The organism is Rhizobium leguminosarum (genome assembly GCF_019798305.1).
In the GTDB taxonomy this organism is placed as follows: Bacteria; Pseudomonadota; Alphaproteobacteria; order Rhizobiales; family Rhizobiaceae; genus Rhizobium; species Rhizobium leguminosarum_U.
In genome coordinates, this window is the sequence record NZ_JAAXDD010000014.1 from 145,636 (window position 1) to 167,061 (window position 21,426).

At 56.4% G+C, this 21,426-nt stretch carries 15 protein-coding genes; 7 read left to right on the forward strand and 8 right to left on the reverse strand.

Annotated elements, in window-relative coordinates; genetic code table 11:
• Nucleotides 1-320 precede the first annotated feature (320 nt).
• Nucleotides 321-629 carry a hypothetical protein gene (locus tag HFO99_RS24175; protein WP_222364039.1) on the forward strand — a complete coding sequence of 103 codons (309 nt, stop codon included), beginning with the start codon at nucleotides 321-323 and terminating at the stop codon, nucleotides 627-629.
• 495 nt (nucleotides 630-1,124) lie between these two features.
• Here HFO99_RS24175 and HFO99_RS24180 read toward each other — a convergent pair whose 3' ends face one another.
• A complete protein-coding gene (locus HFO99_RS24180; RefSeq protein WP_222364041.1) occupies nucleotides 1,125-1,448 on the reverse strand; it encodes a hypothetical protein in 324 nt (107 codons plus the stop codon).
• A gap of 383 nt (nucleotides 1,449-1,831) precedes the next feature.
• Between HFO99_RS24180 and HFO99_RS24185 the strand changes: the two genes are divergently transcribed.
• From HFO99_RS24185 to HFO99_RS24195, 3 genes are all read left to right on the forward strand, one after another.
• The gene (locus HFO99_RS24185; protein ID WP_222364043.1) at nucleotides 1,832-3,232 is read left to right on the forward strand and encodes a hypothetical protein; all 1,401 of its coding nucleotides are present in this window, start codon (nucleotides 1,832-1,834) and stop codon (nucleotides 3,230-3,232) included.
• Between the two features lie 7 nt (nucleotides 3,233-3,239).
• Nucleotides 3,240-3,590 (forward strand): c-type cytochrome, encoded by a 351-nt coding sequence (locus HFO99_RS24190; protein ID WP_222364045.1) that lies wholly within the window; start codon nucleotides 3,240-3,242, stop codon nucleotides 3,588-3,590.
• Nucleotides 3,591-3,652: 62 nt separating this feature from the next.
• Nucleotides 3,653-5,107: a tyrosinase family protein gene (locus tag HFO99_RS24195; RefSeq protein ID WP_222364047.1), complete on the forward strand. Its 1,455-nt coding sequence runs from the start codon at nucleotides 3,653-3,655 to the stop codon at nucleotides 5,105-5,107.
• 229 nt (nucleotides 5,108-5,336) lie between these two features.
• On the opposite strand, the gene HFO99_RS24200 is transcribed toward HFO99_RS24195, so the two are convergent.
• From HFO99_RS24200 to HFO99_RS24225, 6 genes are all read right to left on the reverse strand, one after another.
• The gene (locus tag HFO99_RS24200; RefSeq protein ID WP_222364048.1) at nucleotides 5,337-6,404 is read right to left on the reverse strand and encodes an NAD(P)/FAD-dependent oxidoreductase; all 1,068 of its coding nucleotides are present in this window, start codon (nucleotides 6,402-6,404) and stop codon (nucleotides 5,337-5,339) included.
• The gene (locus tag HFO99_RS24205; RefSeq protein WP_222364050.1) at nucleotides 6,388-9,402 is read right to left on the reverse strand and encodes a LodA/GoxA family CTQ-dependent oxidase; all 3,015 of its coding nucleotides are present in this window, start codon (nucleotides 9,400-9,402) and stop codon (nucleotides 6,388-6,390) included. Before HFO99_RS24205 ends, HFO99_RS24200 begins: the two co-directional genes overlap by 17 nt.
• A gap of 474 nt (nucleotides 9,403-9,876) precedes the next feature.
• Nucleotides 9,877-10,338, reverse strand: a complete 462-nt coding sequence (locus HFO99_RS24210) for a hypothetical protein (protein WP_222364052.1) — start codon at nucleotides 10,336-10,338, stop codon at nucleotides 9,877-9,879.
• Nucleotides 10,328-12,175 carry a Z1 domain-containing protein gene (locus tag HFO99_RS24215; protein WP_315860497.1) on the reverse strand — a complete coding sequence of 616 codons (1,848 nt, stop codon included), beginning with the start codon at nucleotides 12,173-12,175 and terminating at the stop codon, nucleotides 10,328-10,330. Before HFO99_RS24215 ends, HFO99_RS24210 begins: the two co-directional genes overlap by 11 nt.
• Nucleotides 12,176-12,501: 326 nt before the next feature.
• Nucleotides 12,502-13,122 carry a hypothetical protein gene (locus HFO99_RS24220; RefSeq protein ID WP_222364054.1) on the reverse strand — a complete coding sequence of 207 codons (621 nt, stop codon included), beginning with the start codon at nucleotides 13,120-13,122 and terminating at the stop codon, nucleotides 12,502-12,504.
• A 124-nt stretch (nucleotides 13,123-13,246) separates the two neighbouring features.
• On the reverse strand, nucleotides 13,247-14,437 hold the full coding sequence (locus tag HFO99_RS24225; protein ID WP_222364056.1) for a class I SAM-dependent methyltransferase: 1,191 nt from the start codon (nucleotides 14,435-14,437) through the stop codon (nucleotides 13,247-13,249).
• Nucleotides 14,438-14,600: 163 nt separating this feature from the next.
• Between HFO99_RS24225 and HFO99_RS24230 the strand changes: the two genes are divergently transcribed.
• Genes HFO99_RS24230 through HFO99_RS24240 form a run of 3 tightly spaced genes read left to right on the forward strand, consistent with a single transcriptional unit; the run spans nucleotide 14,601 to nucleotide 19,386 of the window.
• Nucleotides 14,601-15,893 carry a class I SAM-dependent methyltransferase gene (locus HFO99_RS24230; protein ID WP_222364063.1) on the forward strand — a complete coding sequence of 431 codons (1,293 nt, stop codon included), beginning with the start codon at nucleotides 14,601-14,603 and terminating at the stop codon, nucleotides 15,891-15,893.
• Nucleotides 15,890-18,160, forward strand: coding sequence for a sensor histidine kinase (locus tag HFO99_RS24235; RefSeq protein ID WP_222364065.1), 2,271 nt, complete (start codon nucleotides 15,890-15,892; stop codon nucleotides 18,158-18,160). The genes HFO99_RS24230 and HFO99_RS24235 overlap by 4 nt, the downstream gene beginning before the upstream one ends.
• A complete protein-coding gene (locus HFO99_RS24240) occupies nucleotides 18,157-19,386 on the forward strand; it encodes a hypothetical protein (protein WP_222364067.1) in 1,230 nt (409 codons plus the stop codon). Before HFO99_RS24235 ends, HFO99_RS24240 begins: the two co-directional genes overlap by 4 nt.
• Nucleotides 19,387-19,482: 96 nt before the next feature.
• On the opposite strand, the gene HFO99_RS24245 is transcribed toward HFO99_RS24240, so the two are convergent.
• A complete protein-coding gene (locus tag HFO99_RS24245; protein WP_222364068.1) occupies nucleotides 19,483-21,423 on the reverse strand; it encodes a chaperonin GroEL in 1,941 nt (646 codons plus the stop codon).
• Nucleotides 21,424-21,426: the final 3 nt, after the last annotated feature.

Here is a 21,426-nt window from a genome sequence, read left to right on the forward strand (position 1 = left end):
AGAGTTAAAGCTCGTTTGTCTTAGAATGCAAGTGATCCTGTGATACCAATTTTGGACAGGGTCGCTTAGACCGAAAGGTTAGTCGCTTAGAGCGTCGCCCAACCTGCTACCCAATTGAACCAATTTGATATTAGTGACATTCCGTGCCCTGGAGAGGGGGTCTTGAAACGTAAGCATACGGTGAGGGCCGCCATCATCGTGGTTTGTCGCACGCGCTCTGGACACTGAGCAATCTTCGTGTTCTCTCACGCCATCTGACAAGCACTTCAACGGGCAAATTGGGGGCGGGCGTGCGAACTGTGGGCATTTTGGGTGGCCTAATGGCCTTTCTTACAGCAGATACGCTTACTGCTTCTGAAGTTTCGCCCGAATGTCAAGCCACTCGTCAATATCTGGGGCTTCTTCTGGAAGAAGTTCAGGGAACTCGTTTCGAGCCGATCATTAAGAAAGACATAGAGGCGAGCGGCGGAATGGAAAAGAAACTTAATGAGATGACATCTAGAATGTCCAAAGATGACTGTGCGTTCCTCATGTCGGCTCCGGATAGCGCACTAAGGTCTCTTGCGACTTCCGGTCTTCCGGCCGACAAGGGCAGATATCCATCAGGATGGAAAAACCCTCAGGATTAGTCGATGCAGCCATCGCTGTGGCGACGGTATTCCGGCAAGCATATGTGAGGGCCGCAGGTCAGGCCGCTTGAGCGTCGATGATCGGCGGTGTCCAATTCCAAGGAAGCAGTTGCTCCAGCCTGATAATCGGCGTGTCGGCGATGCGGGCAAGAACGGCTCGCATCCGCGGTCGGCAGTACCTGCCCGAAATTTAACGGCGTCGACTATGGCCTGCCGTTCAAGGGGGGCGGCGAGATGCGCTCCGTCGTTCTCTAGTCGCGCATCATCGTTGGCACCGAGGTGCTGTTGGCAATCAACACGGATGTCGACGCGGAAGGAGGCGAGCCGCAGCTTGCCTTTTCGCTGTGATAGAACCTCGACTGCGCGACGCGCGGGCCGCAACCGCGACGCAATGGTCGCCGGGTTGCCGCAGGTCGACGAACATCCATTGGTGTATTGGCAAAATCAGCGGCACATTGTTATTCCGCCACGTGGCAGCCCCTCACGCTGTTCAGATCAGGACAGGATTACCTCGACTTCGATGGTCTGTTCGTCCGTTTCCCCTGTGACCGTCACATGGTCATACTGCCGCGGGGAAATTCCTTTGGTGAACTCGACCATCCTCCATTCGACCACGTCTCCACCAACGTCACCCTTCCCCTCGACATTCAGGTTGAGAATGAGCGTCTTCGGATTGATGCCCTGCGGCGTGGCCTCGGATTGCCTGGTTGTTTGGTTTGAACGGCGAACTTCGACGTCGCCGCTGACGGTCAGATTATACTTGGAACCCGCGAAGTCACTCGTCTCGGTCGCTTTCCAATTACGGCTTGCGTAGATCATGATCGGCCCTCCTCTTACCCGAGTGTCAAGTAGTTATATAAACCGTCAAGTTGATTTCTCATTGTGACGGTATGACCAATCGACTCGGCGCCATTCGATCCCATCGGGGTCCCAGCCACAGCAGGATTCTGGTATCACTCGCAGCATCAGAATAGTTTCCGATTGTGCGGTGAGACTATTCACAACTCTCCTTAGAAGTGTCAATATATATGTCGTGCCACAAAGGGCTGCATCTTCTATAAGCCCCCGAGGGCGGCACGACATTGAGCCATCTATACCATTGAACTAATGAGATTCCCGAGGGGTTTGTCATGACGATAAGTATTGCCCGGACGATGTCATGCCTGTTATTTATGTCCGCCTTGTTTACGCTTGTGATGGCGTTGAGCGCCCCTCAAGCGCGAGCCCAGACCTTCGAGCACTGTCCCGCCACCGTGCCAATGCTGCCGGCAGCAGTGCTGAGTGAAAAGGTGCTGGATGACGTCTGCATTCCCGACGGGTTCGCAGGCCTGCCGATCGAGTTCTTCGACGACTATTCCTGGCGCGCCTTCATTGGGCTCGTCTGGCCGGCGAAAGCCGGTGAACGCGGTGTGCCGGACGCGTCGGCGGAACTCTCCGAAAAGGGGCGACCGGTGGTGTTCGAAACCTTCAAGTCGGACTGGGAGATATTTCAGCCGCAAGGAGCTGCGCCCAGCCCCTGGGACGCGGTCGGAGGGCAGAACCCTTGTAAGGTCGCAAATCTGACAAGCGACGATCTCGTTCTCGCCGCCTTTTCCAAATTCAACAATCTCGGTCAGGCGGGCTTCGGGCCCCGGCTCGTCGGGCCGCTCGTTGCCCAAAACCGCACCTATGTGCGGTTCCAGACCGCCTTCAACAAGATCGAGTTCGAGCAGATCGACCAAGGCAAGCTCTATCTGCGCGACAACCTCAAAGGCACGATGACGTTCCAGCCAGGCGCGATCGACATCAAGGCGGCCTGGATTGACATGAAGGACATCGCTCATCCCGAGCGTTTCTATACACGCGAGGCCTACCTTCTCGATCTTGAAACGGAGACATGCTCGAAGGCCAAGGTGGGTCTCGTCGGTCTTCATATCGTCCAGAAGACGCCCAGCCGACCACAATGGATCTGGTCATCCTTCGAGCAGGTCGACAACATCCTGGAAGATGGGAGCCTGGCGCCCGCCACGTTTCATGCCGGCGATGCCACGCCGATGCCGGACGAAAACCCCTATTCATTCCCTCCTCCGGTTCAGGTTCCAGCAGCGTTCAACGTCGATCGGCTGAAACCGGTCCATGCAAGTACCGCCAAGACCAACGAAATCTATCGGAAGATGCTGGCCGACGCCGGCGTCCCCTGGCAGTTCTACAAGCTGGTCGTCACCCAATGGCCGACCCCCGTCGGCGATCCTGCCGCTGACGGCAAGCCCAACAAGACTTTTCCGGGAAGCACCTCCGCCCAGACCGCCTTCGCCAATCTGACCATGGAGACCTTCGACCAGAAGACGATCATTAAGGGGTGCATGAACTGTCACAATGTCACCCGCGAGACGACGGATTTCCTGTGGTCTCTGAATACCCGCGCATTCCCGTCTCTCCAGGCGATCACCGCTCGGGCAGCCATGTCGGACAAGTCCGTGACAAAGCTTTCTCTGCCGAATGTCCGCAGGAAAAATTGGGCACAGGTTCAGCCGGCAAGTGAAGCATTTCAGCTGCCGGAAAAGCAGCTTTCGGAGTTTGAAGCCCTCAAGGAACTTATGGAATCTACCCAACCAGAAAAGTGAGAGTGCCATGGCGATTTCAAACTATGCAGATTTCCAGGCGTTCGTGTCTGACACCATGGCAAAGCTCGGCGCCGATGCGGAATTCGCGCCGCACGAGCGGTTCTGGTCGACGCTGAGCTACGACGCATTCACGCAAGGCACCGTTCCTGGCATCAGCGAGACTGTACGGATCGTGACCCCGGGCGATGCGGCTCGCTCAGCCTTCATTCAGGCATTGAAGGGCGAAGGCATGTTTACAGGCTCAGACTTCCGCCGAATGCCAGCGGGGGGTCCCTTCTTCAGCGACGAACAAATCGCAGAGATTGCCGCATGGATCGACGCCTTCTGTCCGAACGGCGACCCTGCTGCTGGTGCATGATAAATTCAATTCTCGGCAACGGTCGGGTAGCGGCGGCGCCGTCCAGACGGCGAGGAGGGATCTTGGCGGATACTAACGAACTGATCGAGCATCCGACATTCTTGGAACATATTCGGTTCTTCTTCGAGCCGGTCGATATCGAACATATGAGAGCTCGGGGCATCGATCTTGCCACATACGAGGGCGTCAAGAAGAACGCGACCTCAATATATTCGCAGACGAAATCCGGTTCGATGCCACCTGAGAAGGAGAGTCGCTGGTCGACCAATCGGGTGAAGACGTTCAAGAACTGGATCGTTGACCAGTACCCGATGGGGGTAGCGTCCCCCAAGGCATTGAAGGCACTGGCGGGCCTGGCGACCAACGATCCGGCCGCCAGGCGCAACGTCGACAGCCTGTCGTCCGCCGAAATCGAGCGGCTGGCGCTCGTCTTCAGGACGATCATGGAGCGTGACCCGGCTCACCCTCAAAGCTACTTTGCCCTGGCCGACATCCACTGGTTTCCCGCACCGGTGAACTGCCTCCATCACGAGGAGCGATACAATCCCTGGCACCGCGTCTTCATTGATCGTTTCGAAGAGGCTCTCCAGTCCGTCCCTGGATGCGAGAACATCAAGCTGCCTTACTGGGACGTCGTCAAGGCGGCTCCTGCCTGGCTGTTTCAGCCGCCTTTCGACAGCTATACGCTCCAACGCGACGCTGCCAGCCAGTATCCCGCCGGCACGAAGACCGAGCGCTTCTCAGCCCAAGATATTCATGACAACGTGACGTCCTACGATGTTGCCAGCATCATCAAGGATGCCCTCGATGCACCGAAGTTTGCGAATTTCACGGCTTTAATCGAAAGGGCGCATGACGACGGGCACCCCTCCTGCGGCCCGGCGATGAGTACGCCCGATATTGCCGCCTTCGATCCGATCTTCTGGTTCTTCCATTGCAATTGGGAGCGAATGTGGTGGTCATGGCAGCATCGCCACAATGCCGTGACGCTGGAGGCTTTTCGCCAGACACTCGAAGGCAGCGATCTAGATTGGCTCGACACGGCGCCATTTAACGAATTGCTTCCTTTCGCCGAAGTCGCGCACGGTGCGATCGACGCCACGAAATATACCTATGAGGAGCCTCCTCTGAAGCTTTTTTCGGGTAGGGCGCGGGTTGCGTCCGGCAACATCTCCGCGGATCAGGCGTTCCGCTTGCCCAGGCGATCGCGGCTGTCCGTTCGGGTAAAGGACATCCAGCGTCTGGCCATACCCGGGACCTTCAATGTCCATCTCATGGCGGATGGGAAGTCAGTAGCGCGACAGGCGTTTTTCCAGGGTACGGAGCCTGGCCGGTGCCCAAGCTGCGTTCGGCGCGAAACGGTCAGCGTCGATATTCGGGTTGATCGGTCTGCCATCGCCGGCAAGACGCTGTCGGTGGGCATAGAAGTGCTCACTAGGGCCAAAGACAGGTGGATCGCCCTAACCGATGTCGGCTCACCGACGATCAATATCCGGGAACTGCTGGTAGCCGAATGAGGCCATGGGGGAATTTTAATGGACCGATATCGTGTCTCGTTCGACTGTCGTTCCGAGGAGTCAACGGGTGTTTGACGGCACGCTCTACTGTATGGCTCTGTTCCTGAGCCTGACGGCAGCCTGCTCGGCAAACATCTCAAGACGTTGCCAACGTATACCGGCTTGGGCGTGGTTCGCGTCCGACAGGAAAAGTCGGCGATGCCAATCGAAAGGATGCGCCCCCGCAGTATCAGGATTGGTGCGCGCGCCAGAATGGGTGGTCCTTCCATCGCATCTCAGCGCAGTAGAGTGCATGGCGCCGTTCCCGATAGTTCATCGAAACCCTTTCCAGTTCATCCTCGTAGCTTGTCGCCTCGCCTGTATTCGTTGAAATCTCATCGGCAGCCGCCATGCCGGTTCGAATGGCGTTAAAGAGACCCTGTCCGGCAAGAGGGTCGAACGACAGCGCGGCGTCACCGCAAGAAATCCACTTGGCTCCCCTGAGGGGCTCGATCCAGGCGCTGCGGGCGTCGCGCGCGATAAGCTTGCCGTCAAATTCAAAGGAACGGAACATGACTGCAAGCATCGGAGCCGCGCGGATGATATCGTCGAAGCGCTGAGGCATTCTGCGGATCACCGCTGCCTCCCGTGGCGACGTGTGGAACCCGACGGCAAAGTGGCGGCCGCCCAGCCTGCCGGCATAGATCCAGCCGCTCGGGAGTGCCTCAATGACTGTGCGATCAACATCCGCATTCGATGAAGGGACGGCGGTGGCATAAAGCCCAACTAGGGCCGAGCCTCGGTGGCGCCTGGCTCCGAGCAACCGACCGATACGGGCACTGCGTCCGGTTGCGTCGATCAGCCAGCGTGCTGCGACCCGCGCGCCGTCGGTGAGAGTGCAGCGCCAGCCCGCGTCGGCGCGTTCGATCGAAACGACATTCGCGCGACAAAATCCTGCTCCGGCTTCGATCGCTTTTCGTCGCAAGGCCTGATCGAAGCGCAAGCGGTCAAGCCTCACTCCAGGCCCAAAAGGGTCGTTGATGGCGTCCTCGCGGATCGGAACTTCCGAACCCCATGCAAAAATCCGCCCCCCGGCGCGACCGAGAACGGAATTTGCCTCTGGCTGAAGCACGTTCTCCAAACCGAGCACGGCAAGAAGGCGGCATGCTGCACCCGGGAGAATCTCGCCTATGCGCGCAGGACCGGCTTGCAACCCATCGAGCATTGCCACCCGAGCGCCGACGCTTGCCAGCCGGTATGCTGCGACCGATCCCGCCGGCCCGGCGCCGGCAATGAGGACGTCACCGGTTTCGGACACGGACCGCCCTGAATGCGTCGAGTTGTTCCTGGCTCTCCCAGCCGGCTTTTTCGAGATGGGTCAGAGGCCGGGGCGTTCGCGCAAGCACCTTTGCTGCCTCGGCCGCAAGCAGCTTGACCTGCCCAGCCGCCAGGCTTTCTACATAGATCTGTTCCGGAAAATCGGGATCGCCCTTGATGCCCGGCCGGACCTCGACAATCCCGAGTTGTCCGAACAGTTCCGTCATGCGCATCATGACGGTGGCAACACCACCTTTCATAATCGCGCGCAGCCAGTGTTGGCGCTGATGGAACGCCGCGATCCTCTCCTCACGCGCAAGGGACAGGTCCATCACCTTGGCGTAGTCGTCTTCGGTGAGAACCTGGTTGGGCACCCGGGCGGCCCAGAAAGTCGGCAGGTAGGGATCGTATTCGGGATCATATCCGGATCGGCAGAAAGCCGTATCTCCCTGCCAGGGGATTGCCATCCACCGGGTCAGGCCGCCGGGCGGTTGGGAATATAATGGACCGCCGACCACGGCGACCGACCCAGGCGTCAGTTCGCTGCCATAGTCGGGCTCCGGTTCGCTCGCCGCTCGGGCGCGCACGCGGAAAGGCGCCGAATAAAGGCTGGCGTGTCGCATCGGCCAAGTCAATTCGCAGCCGGGATGAAAGGTGTCAGAGAGGCAGTAGTGCAGTGCGGCCTTGTCCAGCATTGCCGGCTGGTCGGCCAAAGGCACTTCTTCGAATTTTGCAGGCTCCGGCTTGGCAGGAGGCCAATCGCAATGAAAATTCCCTTCGACCCATTGCCTCAGGATCGCGTCCTGCAGGCCGGTCATCGCCAACAGGTTTCCAGAACCATTGGCAGGAAAGCTGCCAAAGGCATCCCCATAGATCCAGGGCCAAACATGAGGCCCCGAAACCGGCTCGGCGACCCGCGGTTTGGCGGGACGGAAACTATGGTAGATCGCCCGCCTCAGGCTGCCATATGGATCCGGCGACTTGGCCGTATCCGGCTTATGAACAAGTCTCGACAAAAGGTCTGGACTAGTGAAATCGACCGCACCGCCCTTGCCGAAGTAGGCCGCGAACCCTGCGTTGACCCACTGAAGGCCGGAAAACCTCGACAGGATCGGCAGGATGTCAAGGGCAAACGAAGGGGTTTCAGGGGCCTTCAGCCAGCCGCTCCGGACGTAGACATCGCACATTTCATCATACATCGTCCGCCAGCTGACAATGCCGGGAGCGTAGTTCGGAGGCGCCGTCACGACCCAGGCGCCGGTGACCGGCACCGGCCGCCCGTTGATCGAGACATCGGCGGTAACCGGACCGTCCGAAGTGTCGTCGTACCAGTCGTTGGCATTGTTGAAGCTGCCGATATTCTTGTCGTCGAAAACCGGTGCATTCGTCGGCGATTCCGACTTGCCCCAGCCGCCGAGGAAGATCAGCCGGCCGATGTCGTCAGTGCGAATTTCACCGAGCGGAACTGTCACTGGACTGTTCAGCCGTGCTTGGAAGGTGCCGGTATCGAAGGCATATTCCTTACCACCCGAACGGTTGGCACCTGCGATGCTTCTCGGGCCGGGATCGATCGCAAGCGTCTTGCGGTCGGTGATCTCTGCATTGCGAAGCGGGAACTTGTTGTCGGCGGCGTTTACAGCTTCCGGGATATCGAGCGCATACTGAAATTGGTACCACTGAGCTTTCCGATTGGCGACATGCACCGTCCAAGTGATGTCGGCGTTCTCCGCGGTCAGCTCGCGCACAATCTTGCCGGCCGCGTTGTAGCCGTAGATCCTGAAACGGGCAGCCTGCCGCTTGATGGCGCCGGTATCGTCCCGATGGCTCTCGGCGGATGCCGGATCGATCGGCGCGTCGACCAGTTCGGGCCCGATGAAATACTCGGTTTTGCTGTCGCCGATGCGGGCAATGCCGATTGCAGGGTGGATGGCCGCCCGAACGATCACGCTGTCGACGGCAGGCGACGGCGTCATCACCGGCCGAGGCTCGTCAGGTTCTCCAATCGGTATCCCGTTGACGTTCCGGCGCTGTTTGGCGGAGGCGGCGTAGACGGCGCGACGGGCTTCGGCAAGTGATCCGACCGGCTCATGATCCTTGGTGACGCGCCAAATGTTCATGGCGAGATTTTCGCCATATTCGGCCTGGCCGCGCGCGCTTATATCCTGCTCGACGAGGGCGAGATTGGCGACGTGGATCGGAGGGCTCAATTCTTCCGACCAGGCGACGGTTGCCTGGTCTATCGGCATCTCATCGGGATGGCTTCGCAACTGAACCATGAAGCGGAAGCCGGCGGCAGCTTGGCTGAGGCGGCTGCGCAAGTCGGCAGCAAGGTAGGTCGGGTCATCAGGCCGCTCTTTCAGCGGGGCGACGGAAAGAACGGGTTCCAGCTTATATTTGACATAAGTGTCGGATCCAAGCCGAAACGGCAGGCCGCTCCAGTAGGGTGTCGCCAGGACACTTGCGACAGGCTTGGCCATGGCATCGAGCAGAGCTCTCGTTGCAGGATGGGCGTCGAGATACTTGTCATAGTTTCTGTCGATGATGCCTGCCTTCGTGAAGGCACACATGTCGGCGGCGGTATCGAGGAAAAACACCCCGAAATTCTGAAGAATGAGATCGAAGGTCGTGTCGTCGGGATCGTCGAACAGTTTCGCACCCTCGACACCGAAGAGCTTGATAGCGATGCCGAGAGTTGTCTGAAAATCACCGACGGTCGGCACCGTATCGGAGGAAAACCGCACCCAGGCTGGAAACCGGGTTCCCGGCTTTTCGAACAGGCCTATCCGGAGCGCTTCCGGCACGTGCTCGAGAACGATAAACTCGCCTGCTGCAACGCCATGGGGTTTGAGAAAAACCGGCCTGAGCGCCGGAGACTGACCGCGTTTGATCCGGTCCCCTTGGGTCAACTCCACGAACATCTTGATCAATGAGCCAATAGGATCCTTCGAACAGTCGATCTCGTCCCTGCCGGCCTGCTCTGTCGGCTCGCTATTGCGCATGTCTCCCCTCCCTTTAACAAGCGCTCGCCTGCATAACTTCGTCAATGCCAGACGCGAGTCTACTAGCTATAATTGCAAAAGCAATTCTGCTTTCGCGTCAGATGGCAAGGAATTTCAGACCGTCAACAGCGGCATTCTACAAAGAGATTGCCTTGAAGAAGACGCTACTCCTCGCCCGTATCGGCGCAAAGATCGTGTTCCGCGGCGATGGTCTACCGGTCCTCACAGAGGCTGCAACCCCCCGTCTTGGATCAAATCAAGTGTAAAACCTTCCACTCTCCTGCAAACTACCAACGTTGATAGCGCCGCTGGAGTTGGCGAAACGTCCAACATGGGGGCGCGCAAAGCCGTCGTCGAGCGTGGGCCGCAGTGAGCATCCAGCACGGTGCCAACCGACTTCATCGCCTTGAACGGATTCGAACCGATGACACCCTCATTTCCTTGGGTCCCGAGGCATACTCACTTGATTTTCAGTTATGTAGCGGATTGCCGTTCAATAGCAGCAACAACGGCTAGTAAGCCGGCGCGTTTCTTTTGGCGGAGTGAGCCCTTACTGCCGCTCACGCTGAACATGCCGCCGGGCCGCCTCGTTACCCGGAGCCAGTACTGGTCGTCGTTCGTTGCTTCACATATTTCTAGAACTTCGTTGACCGTGAGCGAGAGCATACCAGTCTCTCCGCAGACAAGGACGAGAAAAACGTGTCTGAGGTCCGCGCTCATTCCTAAAAGCTGAGAAAAGTGACTATCTTTAAGGGTAAATGACCAAGGAGGCAGCCGGGCTGCGGAATGCTTTACTTGTAACCCAATCTCGTCATTGACAGTGTAATACCCGAGCCGGCCACCCTCTGTCACTTCGCGAATACTCAAGGGCATCGTCGCCGCGTCTACCAATTCGCAAAGGACGGCACCTTGGTAAAACCGATATTCAGGAATCATTTCGGACGTTCTTAATGAACTGAATTGAACCTTCCAATTTATAAAATAACCTTGCCTTATTCTTGTCATTTATGAAAATTTTGAAGTGATGCAGGGCATGTGGGTATTTGCCCTTCTGGAGGTCTGAGAGACCAATAAAACCGCGCTTTCGTTCAATTAGCTCTTGATCCGCGTCACCATAGCCAGAAATTGATTTCGTGGGATGGAACGCTACGGAAGCCAACCCCTTTGGTAGCATCCGCATGATATATTTCCGCAGGTAGATGGGAAACGCGCTCTCACCAATTTGCGCCGCGAGCTTCTCCATAACCTCAATAGAGGACAAGTCGGAGTTTACGAGTTGATCAATGTCGTCCGTATAGTCAAAAAGTTGAAACGCCATTTCCCCGCGGTTGAGATCAACAGTCGACTTGTCAATGCTGGATACGGCCACCGCAGCGATTCTGGAGTCACTTAGCCAAACGAGAGATCCCATTTTCTGGCGGATCGCGTCTAGCGCCAGTCGGTGGAAGACGAAGCAACGATGCCAATCACCGTAGAGAGCGCTTGGGATCGTCAACTCGAAGAACCGTAGATATTTTCCTCTGCTGCCAAACATGCGCGCGCGCTGAATATACGTATCCTGCTGGATCTTGTGTTTTACGTCTCTCGTAAAGAACATGGAAAGCAGGTTCTCGAGCGTCACACCTCTGGAAACGATATTTCCGCCGATTATTATGGTAAAGAGGCTCGCGGGGTTCGTTGCTGACGCTCCTCGAAGGTTGAAGTCACGCTCGCTATTGATCACTAGAATTGAATTTCGGCTGATGTTTCGGAGGATGTATTTCGTTAGCTCGTCAGCATCTGCATCCTGATATTTTTCCGAGATCGTATCCCAAATTTCCTGAACGTATTTTGAGTATCTTGCCGAAGCTGGGTCCTGCAGATCGTTTAACGCTGCGTTCATGACAGACCAGTCGGACTTGTGATCTACCTTGTTACCACTCGTATGGACGAGGATAGAGTAATTCTCTTCCACGGCGTTTACGTATTTGTTTAGATACGCGACATTCGCTAGGAAGCGGAATAGTGCACTTCGGGCGAATCGCGGCTCGTCACCGGTGTTTGGAAGTAGCTTGAGGGAGTATGATGGGTTTCCCTCGAGGGGGAAAAATACGTCCTGGCCCGTGTAAGCAGTGTGTGCGGGAAAATCGACCCAGAGATGACTGTCATTCTGAAAGGTGTTGTTTAGGTCCAATCTCGCGGGGGTCGCTGTCACGCCCACATAAATACCCGTCTTTCCAAGAAGCTGTCCAATGAGGTCATTTATAACCGTTTTTAGCCCCGAGTTTATTTTCGCGTTTGGGGATGCATAGTCAGCCTCATCGTCTATAATGACTATATCGTCGACTTTCCCAATCTTGTCGATCAGCTTGCGCAGATCACTGCCGTTCTTCTTGCAGAAGATGACGTGCTTCCCAGATTTTACGGGCACGCTCGGGTCCAGAATTTCGGAGAAATTTCTAGCTGCCGGCGCCAGGCCAGATGTTTTGAAACGACCCAGGTTTTGTCCGAGAAGGTCAACGCTGTCATTTAGAAGATGGATAATAAAACGATGTCCCTCATCAAGCAGCTTCGCCGTTAGACAGATCATCATTTCTGTCTTTCCGCTCTGCGGTTCGCCGTAGATCACAAACGATCTCGAGGAATTTGCAATCAAGTTGTCAAGGGCGCCGCGAACAGCAATCTCAATGCATTCGACGCTCTTTCCAGCAGCCTTAAGTCGCTCGAGTTGGGCCTCGTATTGATTTGAAGAAGGCGTCGTATCGATGAAGTTACTTATGTTAAATTCTTGCACGTTGGCGTCAATGCTCCGACTCAGATAATCAATTCTGAGGTGTATTGTCACTCTTCGTCAATGGAGACCTGCAAAACCGCGCAATCTGGGACCTTTTGATCCCGGTTGCGCACAAGAGAGTTCACTTGTATCCGCGAGAGGCCTCATCAAGGTACGTCGGTACCAGGACGCGGGGCTGAAGTTCGTCCGCCTTCTTTTGTTCGACAAGTGCGCTGACTAGGTCAACGGTTTCCGTCGGCGCATAGCAACGACTGTCTATTCGTCGCCAAGCCGCGCATCGGCGATGCACCGGAGCTAGCTGGCGGGATCGTCAAGCAGCAGTAAGTTTAGACGAACAGGCCGGCCCACGGCCGGACACACTGCCACCATTCTAAAGGTGTCAAAATTCGGAGAGGGAGGTCCGGAAGTTTGTCGCGGTACTTGACGATCGTTCTGCGGTCTCGTGTGCAGAACGCATCGCATCCGTACCCCACCGCATTGCCGATCAACATCTGATCAGCGAGGTCCGGTAATGCTGAGACAAAACGAGTGCCCATAAGCCGGCGGCCAAAGTCCTCCGCGAAACCACAATCGTCGTCGCGTGGCTGAAGCAGATCGAGCGCATAGTCAAGGAGGTCCTGGCGGTCGGAGACGTTCGGCGTAAGGACAATCTCGTCGATAGTCTTTTGGCTGGCGACGAGGTCCCACTGAGCCCGGGCTCCAACGTGGAAAACGTGCATAAGCGCCTCAATGTCCTCGGCACGAGTATTGTCTACTTCCTCCGAAATATGAGCCTGCTCGAAGACTTGTTCCGCGCTCGTCACAAGAAGGTTGACAACATTGGTGTCCAGAAACACCCGCTTGGGGATCATCTCGTAGGGGTGAGATTGACAATCGGCGCTATGCTCGGCTTCGCTTTGGTAGAGAACCCAGCGCCTACTTTTGGGATCCCACGCTTCTATCACCACGCCAAGAGCTCCGCCAATTCTCAGTTCTAAAACGCCCTTGCCCGCGAGATCACGAGAAACAGGTGGCGAGATTCAAGAGGCGGGTGCGAATATCGGTAAATGTCTGAGAAAACCCGAATGTCGCTCACTTCGGCTTTTGGCAAACAAGAACAGTTTCCGTGCGCATACGCTTCGACAGGCTGTCACCAGATACAGGCAGATAGCGGTTCGCCGCCGGTAAATCTCTTTCCCTACTCTCCACCACAATCACCCCAGCGCGTTCCGCGGCGGTCGCGACCCCGTTGGCGTTGTCGATGAACTTACCCTTAATGCAACTGTTGCCCACCACAAAAGTAGCCCTGCCGCCGGGCCTCAGTACCCTGGCGACCTCGGAGGTCATTACAATCAGGTCAAGAGCGTAGCGCCCGATGATGCCCTCCAGCCTTTTGACCATTGGCTCCTCGCCTCGCATAGCGCGTGCGATGTGCTCGACTTCAGCATGACGATCATGCGCATCAGCAGAACGCTCTGCGCCGATCGAGCTGGACCGCACATTTCTGAGGTTTGGAATTGAGTGCCCCAACCAAACCAAGGACATACGATGACCTCGCATATAGTCGATGGCGTTCAGATACGGTGGCGATGTGATCACGGCGTCAACGCTGGCGTCATCCAGCGAGAGTGCCCGAGCATCGCCCTGACCAATCCGCGCTCGACCTTTCGGCGGGTGTTCGAGTAGACGCTTGCGCAGCTGTGAAACGGAACGCTCAAAATTGGGCATGACGCTGTAATCGGAGGCTGTCGCCACGCGATGGGGCCGGCTATGGGACGTATCTCTGGCCAGTGAGGCACCCTGCTCCTTAGTGATGATGATGCGGCTGAAGGCGACGCGCAGGACGTTGAGTGCCGCACGGCGACCGCATGTCAGTTCGTCCCGTTCGCGTTCGTTCAAAGCGGCGGCAATCCTGGCTAGGTCGGCACGCTGGGTCTCATGGAACCAATAATCCACGAATTGGGCAGTCTCGGCGTCCTGTTGCCATTCCAGCTGGGGAATATCGTTGCCTGTGTTCGCCACCACCGCGAGCACAGCATCGAGCTCACTCCCGATGTCTTCGTCAGCCACTTCCGTGGTCCAGGCCCTGCTCATTAGGACGGCGAGGGGATCAAGGTCGTAGCCAATGGCATCGTGTCCGAGCTCCAGCGCCTGTCGTACGGCCGTGCCAGAGCCGACCATTGGATCAAGGACAATGCTGCCCGCAGGCAGGTGCTCAAGTGAAGTCAGCGCCAAATCGGGGGCCATACGAGCGGGGAACGGATGGATTGAGCGCACTTTCATGCGCGGCTCCGGCAGGGCTGGTCATCGCGAAGTGAAATTTCTTCGCCGATTTCGGTTCTCAAGTTCGCTTGATAGGCACTTGCGACCGTAGGTCGTAACTGACCGATAACTATTAACAATCTATCTTTGGGCTTCAATAACTTTCTCCGACTCTCCGTGGCCCATGCTTCTAATCAACGACCAAGCGTTTAGCGAGCTCCCGCGCTGGAAATACAACCGGCTGGCTCCCGCACCATTTTCGCCCGGCTGGACCGAATCGGCGATGCCCGAATCCAAGATACATCGTATTCACGCTTATCCCGCAAGGTTTCCTGCATTTCTTGTGAACAACGCTTTCAACTACGCCGAACAACAGGGCGTCGAGGTCAAAAGAGTAGCCGATGTCTTCTGTGGCAGCGGTACCGTCGCTTACGAGGCGGCGGCACGGAGTATCGAGTTCTGGGGCTGCGATATAAATCCCGTCGCCACGCTGATTGCTCGCGTCAAAGGCAGTAGATTCGAGCCTTCTGGGTTCGAAGAAAGCGCGTACAGGATTGTTAAGCAATTCGAGGTCGCCTCTAGGTTGCCGGCACTTTCGGTAGGAGCGATTCAAAAACTGGTGCCATGGTACGAACCGAGTCAATTCGATGATCTCGCCAGGCTCAGCAACGCTATCCTTTCCGAAATAGGTGGCGAAAGCGAAGAGGCCATGGCTTTTCAGTGCGCCTTTTCGGCTATACTCAAACCGGCTTCCCAATGGCGACTGCGGTCGATCAAGCCGTCCAAAGATCACAGCAAGCGCCCCTTACCCGTGCTTGAGGCCTTCCGCCGGCAGTGCCGGTTGATGGCAACGGCTTGGTCAGAGATCGCGCATATTCCCCGCCCTGAATCCAAGATCGTCTGTGGCAATGTGATCGAGGTGGAGCGGCCCAGCTCGGCGATCGATCTCATCGTCACTAGCCCCCCATACGCTACGTCCTATGAGTACGCGGACCTGCACCAGCTCTCGGCGCTGTGGCTGGGTTTCGTTGACGATCACCGAGATCTTCGCCCGGGCGTGATCGGGACAAGCAGCAGGCGTGCGAACCTCGCAACAGCTATCCGGGATCTCAATTCTGTCGGGTTGCAGATAGTGTTCAGCCTATTCGACAAAGACCGAGGACTGGCCGAGGCAGTAGCTAGATATTTTCTCGATATGCAGAAGGTGGCCAAGCGTTGCCATGACTTCTTGCGCTCGGGCGGTATTTCTGTTTTCGTGATCGGAAATACTCAACTTAATGGTGTTCGCATCGATAATGCGAATCATTTGGTGGAGAGTTTACTCGAGGCAGGTTTTATAGACGTGCGTGTCGTCAAAAGACACCTATCGAATAAGCCGAATACGCCTTACAGACTACCGAATGGCCGGCTCTCGTCATCCAGAACGACTATGGAAATTTATGCAGAGGAATACATTGTGATGGCGAAGCGCAGATGACCGCCAAATCGTTGAAATTCAAACCTTACGCTCGGCTTCTGACGATGCTTGGCGACCAGTTGATCCGTAACGAGCAGGTCGCGCTCTCCGAATTGATCAAGAATTCGTACGACGCCGATGCGACTTGGGTGAAGGTCACCTTTGAGGATTTCGACGAGAATTTCCGTGCAGGACCAAACGCCACGATCATCGTAGAGGACGACGGTCACGGAATGTCGTCCGATGTTATCGAAAACCATTGGGTCAATCCGGCCACCCCCATGAAGCTCATGGGCAAGAAAGGCGAGAAGCGAAAGACCGAAAGCGGGCGCATCATCCAAGGTGAAAAGGGCATCGGCCGCTTCGCGCTGTTAAAGCTTGGGCGAGATATCCGGATGATTACACGCCCTGCGCGTTCGTCATCTGAGAATGTTCTCGAGCTCAAGCTGGCGGGTTTTGATGAGGACTTCATCCAAGGCAATCAGGCGATGTTCCTGGATGAACTTGAACTTCAATTCGACGTCGTCTCACCAGCCACAACCATTCGAGAGGAGGAGATTGACCTCGGTGGTCGCAAGAAAATTCGCCGCGCTCAAGGCACCCGCATCGAGGTCTCACCTCCCGTCGGAATGTGGACGCGCTTCAAGGTCGAAAAGGTGTACGAGGACCTAAGCAGACTCCAGTCATCTTTCGCGGGCCCAGGTAACGGGGATGATGCCGAAAGGACTGGCGGAAGCGTTCCCATCGATAAGGACTTTTCGGTCTTCATATATCGCGGGGAGACTTACGAACCGCTCGGCTCAGACCTGCGTGACCGCCTAGATGTACTGCTGAAGGAGCACACGGTCTTCAAGATCCAGGGTGGATACAACGAAGAGGCAACGACGTTCGAGTTCGAAATCGACGGCAGGCTGGAGCAGCTGCATCTCGCCGATTCAGACCTCACAGAGCTTGCGGTCTTTCGCGAGTATCTTGGTCGGCGAGGGCTAAAGCCTGCCGAAGCGGAGAGTTTGCGCACCGAATGTGGATCGTTCGGCTTCTCTTTCTACGTATTTGATTTCAGCAACGACGCCAAAGGCAAGTTGCAGCTGGACAAGAACGACAAAGATCTAATAAAGGGCCATCGGATCTATCTCTATCGAGATGGAATCAGGGTCTATCCATATGGCGACCCGGACGACGACTGGCTGCTCATCGACGTTCGTCGAGGTACCGTCCGTGCGAGCGAGTTCCTCAGCAACGATCAGGTTGTCGGCTTCGTTAACATCTCTCAATCCGAAAACCACAACCTGCGTGATAAGACTAGCAGAGAAGGTCTGGTTGACACTGGGCAAGCCGTCGACGACTTCAGGGCCTTGCTGCAGACATTTTTGGCGTGGGTGCGCAAAAGTCCCTACAGCCTCTACAAGCAACGCACGAAACAATCTCAGGATGTTGACGTCTTCCGAACGGGCAAGGTGCCGTCCCTGATGGAGGAGGCGGTAGCTGCCGCGGCGGCGGCTAACGTCCCGTTGTCGGTACGGGAGAAAATCTCCGAGGCGAACCAACAGTACAAAGCAGAGCGCCGCTATCTCGTGCAACGCGCTGAAAACACCGAGCATCTGGCGGGCGTTGGCCTTTCGGTCGAGGCGGCGTCTCATGATCTGATGCTAGCAATGCAGCGCGTCATGGCTGCCATAGATAAGCTGATCGCCCATAGCGAAAGCGATGCCAAGATCGACAAGGAGGCGCTGAGGGCAGAACTTCTTGCGATGCGTGGCCTGCTCAGCTTCGTGCAGTCGCAAATGACGGACATGCAGCTCCTATTCCGATCGACCAAGCAACGTCGGAAGGATATACGCGTCGTCGATCTTGTCGAGAAGGTCGCCAAGATCTTCAAGAGTTTGATGGAGCGCAACGCGATCGAAGTCAGGGTCGAAACTATCGGCTCCCCTCTCGTTGCCAAGACGACCGATGCCGTGCTGCTCCAACTGCTCCTCAACCTTTTTGACAATTCTGCGTATTGGCTTCAGGGCGCTCCGCAGCCTCGAGAGATCGAGATATTGCTCGATGGCAATGCTGGCACCATGACATTCGCCGACAGTGGACCAGGGTTCCGTGAGGAAGACATACCTTATCTGTTCGAGCCGTTTTTCTCTGGAAAGGGCGAGGACGGTAGAGGCTTGGGACTGTATATCGCTCGGCAGCTGCTTGAGCGCCACGAGTATACGATTGATATCGCGACCAAAGACCAACGTATTCTTAAGGGGGCAAACTTAGTGGTTTCTTTCGTGAAGGAGCAGGGATGAACGCCAGTGTTCCCAACCTCTTCAAAGGTATCGCCGTAGTTATCGATAACGGTATTGGCACGGAAGAGGCGATCGGCAAGATCCTCGCCAATATCCGCGCCGTCGGCGGCCATGCAATCGAGCTGTTATCTCTTCCCAAGGCTGACTATGATCTAGAACACTTTTCCAGGGTGTCATTTTTCATAATGGATTGGAATCTCAGCAACAGCACCGAAGGCATTCCACTCGAGGCGGGTGTGAGACTTCCGGAAGGCCTTGACAGGGAGATGATCGCCGAAAATATCGCCTTTCTCAAACGTTTGAGCCAGAGCAGACACGCTCCCGTTTTTATCTTCACAAACGAAGATCCAGGGCGCGTCATGGACGAGCTTTCTGCTGATCCTGATCTCCACAGGAGCGTCGAAGAGTCTCATATCCTCGTAATGCGCAAAGTCGAGGTAACCGATAAGCTGTACGACGTACTCGAGGAATGGGCCAACCGCACCCCATCCGTATTGACACTTAAAACGTGGGAAAGAGGCTTCCTACGCGCGGCTAACGAACTGTTCATCGATCTTCATAACCGCACGCCGTTCTGGCCGGTACTTCTTTGGCAGACCTTTGGAGCAGATGAGGTGCCCCCCGAAGTCGAGATGAACAAGTTGATCAATCGGCTTGTTGAATCTCGAATGGACCTTCTGAATCTCGACCTTACACCATTCGTCGAGACCGTCGAGGAACAGCGGAAAAAGGAACAGGCCGCATATCAAGAATCGATGTACCGAGTTCTCGAAGGCGAGAGATTTCTTCGGAACGAAAGACTTAAAGAAGATATCTACGCACCGGGTGACGTATTCGAATTTCCAGTTCAGGATAATCGGAAGTCCTACTGGATCAACATTCGAGCGGAATGTGACTGCCTACGAGGCGATGAGGACCTGCCGCTCTACTTATTGCAGGCGAAGGTCGTGGATGGGGTCGAAGAACGGATCAATAAAGAGTTCGGGAATTTTAATGACGAGAAAGACAACGAAACAATCGTCTTTGCGATGATAGGAGGCAAAACCTTCTCGATCAAATACAAGGACATGAAAATCAAAACAATAAAGCAAATCCGAAAAGAGAGCGGAGAGCGCGTCGGACGATTGTTGCCGCCGTTTATCACCCGTGTTCAGCAACGGTACGCTGCGTACATTCAACGTCCCGGCATGCCGAGAATCCCTGCGGCCCTCCACGAAACGGCATAGAGGCGCTGCCCGCGACATGACCTTGAGTTGCGTCCTGCCGGACGACATGCGGCGCCACGCGTTGCCGCGATCGCCGGTCCGACATCGGCCGATGCTCTACATCATGTCCATTCCGCCCATTCCGCCCATGCCGCCCGGCATGCCGCCGCCAGCCGATGCTTTCTTCGGCAGCTCGGCGATCATGGCTTCGGTGGTGATCAGCAGCGATGCGACAGAAGCAGCATTCTGCAGCGCCGTGCGAACGACCTTGAGCGGGTCGACGATACCCATGGCGATCATGTCGCCATATTCGGATGTCTGGGCATTGTAGCCGTAGTTGTCTTCGTTCCTGTCGAGGACCTTGCCGACAACGATCGAGGCTTCGTCGCCTGCGTTTTCAGCGATCTGACGAACGAGCGACTGCAGGGCGCGGCGAACGATGTTGATGCCGGCTTCCTGGTCGTCGTTTGCACCCTTGACGGTGATCTTCGTGGAGGAGCGGAGCAGAGCGATACCGCCGCCGGGCACGATGCCTTCCTCAACGGCAGCGCGCGTCGCGTTCAGAGCGTCGTCGATGCGCTCCTTGCGTTCCTTGACTTCGATTTCCGTCGAGCCGCCGACGCGGATAACGGCAACGCCGCCAGCGAGCTTGGCCAGACGTTCCTGCAGCTTCTCGCGGTCATAGTCTGAGGTGGCATCCTTAATTTCCGATTTTATTTGAGTTATTCTGCCCCTTATCGTTTTCGAGTTTTCGCGCAGATAAACTTGGTAGGCCTCCGAAAGGCAGTCTATTTTCACCTTCCAGACAAATTCGCCTAGCTCTTTCAGTTCGGTTGGCGAAAAAGACGCCCTGCGTCCTCGAAAGAAGAAGCCGGCTGGAAGGTCTGTGGACTCCTCGATCACGGAGGCAAGAATTTCGGCGATAAACGACCTTTTCTCATCCGTGCCAGCTAAGGCTTTCTCTTCTAGCCACGTTTGTATTCTCGGTGCTGAGTCCTGCAGCTGGCGTCGCTCCATGTCGGGAAGGCTAGTCTGACCGCCTACCGCGCCCGAACCGTCGACGATCGTGGTGTTTTCCTTGGAGATCGAGACCTTCTTCGCACGGCCGAGCATGTCGAGCGTGACATTTTCGAGCTTGATGCCGAGGTCTTCGGAGATGACAGTGCCGCCCGTGAGGATGGCGATGTCTTCGAGCATGGCCTTGCGGCGGTCGCCGAAGCCAGGAGCCTTGACGGCAGCGATCTTCAGACCGCCGCGCAGCTTGTTGACGACGAGCGTTGCCAGGGCTTCGCCTTCGACGTCTTCAGCGACGATGAGGAGCGGCTTGCCGGTCTGAACGACGGCTTCGAGAACCGGGAGCATCGACTGCAGGTTCGAGAGCTTCTTCTCGTGAAGGAGAATGAAGACGTCTTCGAGGTCGGCGATCATCTTTTCCGGGTTGGTCACGAAGTAGGGGCTGAGGTAGCCACGGTCGAACTGCATGCCTTCGACGACTTCGAGTTCGGTTTCGGCGGTCTTGGCTTCTTCAACCGTGATGACGCCTTCGTTGCCGACCTTCTGCATGGCTTCAGCAATGTCGAGACCGACCTGCTTGTCGCCATTTGCGGAGATCGTGCCGACCTGTGCAACTTCTTCCGAAGTCGAGATCTTCTTGGCCTTGGCCTGGAGATCCTTCACGACGTCGGCGACAGCAAGGTCGATGCCGCGCTTCAGGTCCATCGGGTTCATGCCGGCTGCAACGGCCTTGTTGCCTTCGCGAACGATCGCCTGGGCAAGAACGGTGGCAGTCGTGGTGCCGTCGCCGGCGATGTCGTTGGTCTTCGAAGCAACTTCGCGGACCATCTGGGCGCCCATGTTCTCGAACTTGTCTTCAAGTTCGATTTCCTTGGCGACCGAAACGCCGTCCTTGGTGATGCGCGGAGCGCCGAAGGACATGTCGATGATGACGTTGCGGCCCTTCGGGCCGAGCGTTACCTTGACTGCGTCGGCGAGAATGTCGACGCCGCGCAGCATCTTTTCGCGCGCGGTGCGGCCAAACTTGATTTCTTTAGATGCCATGAC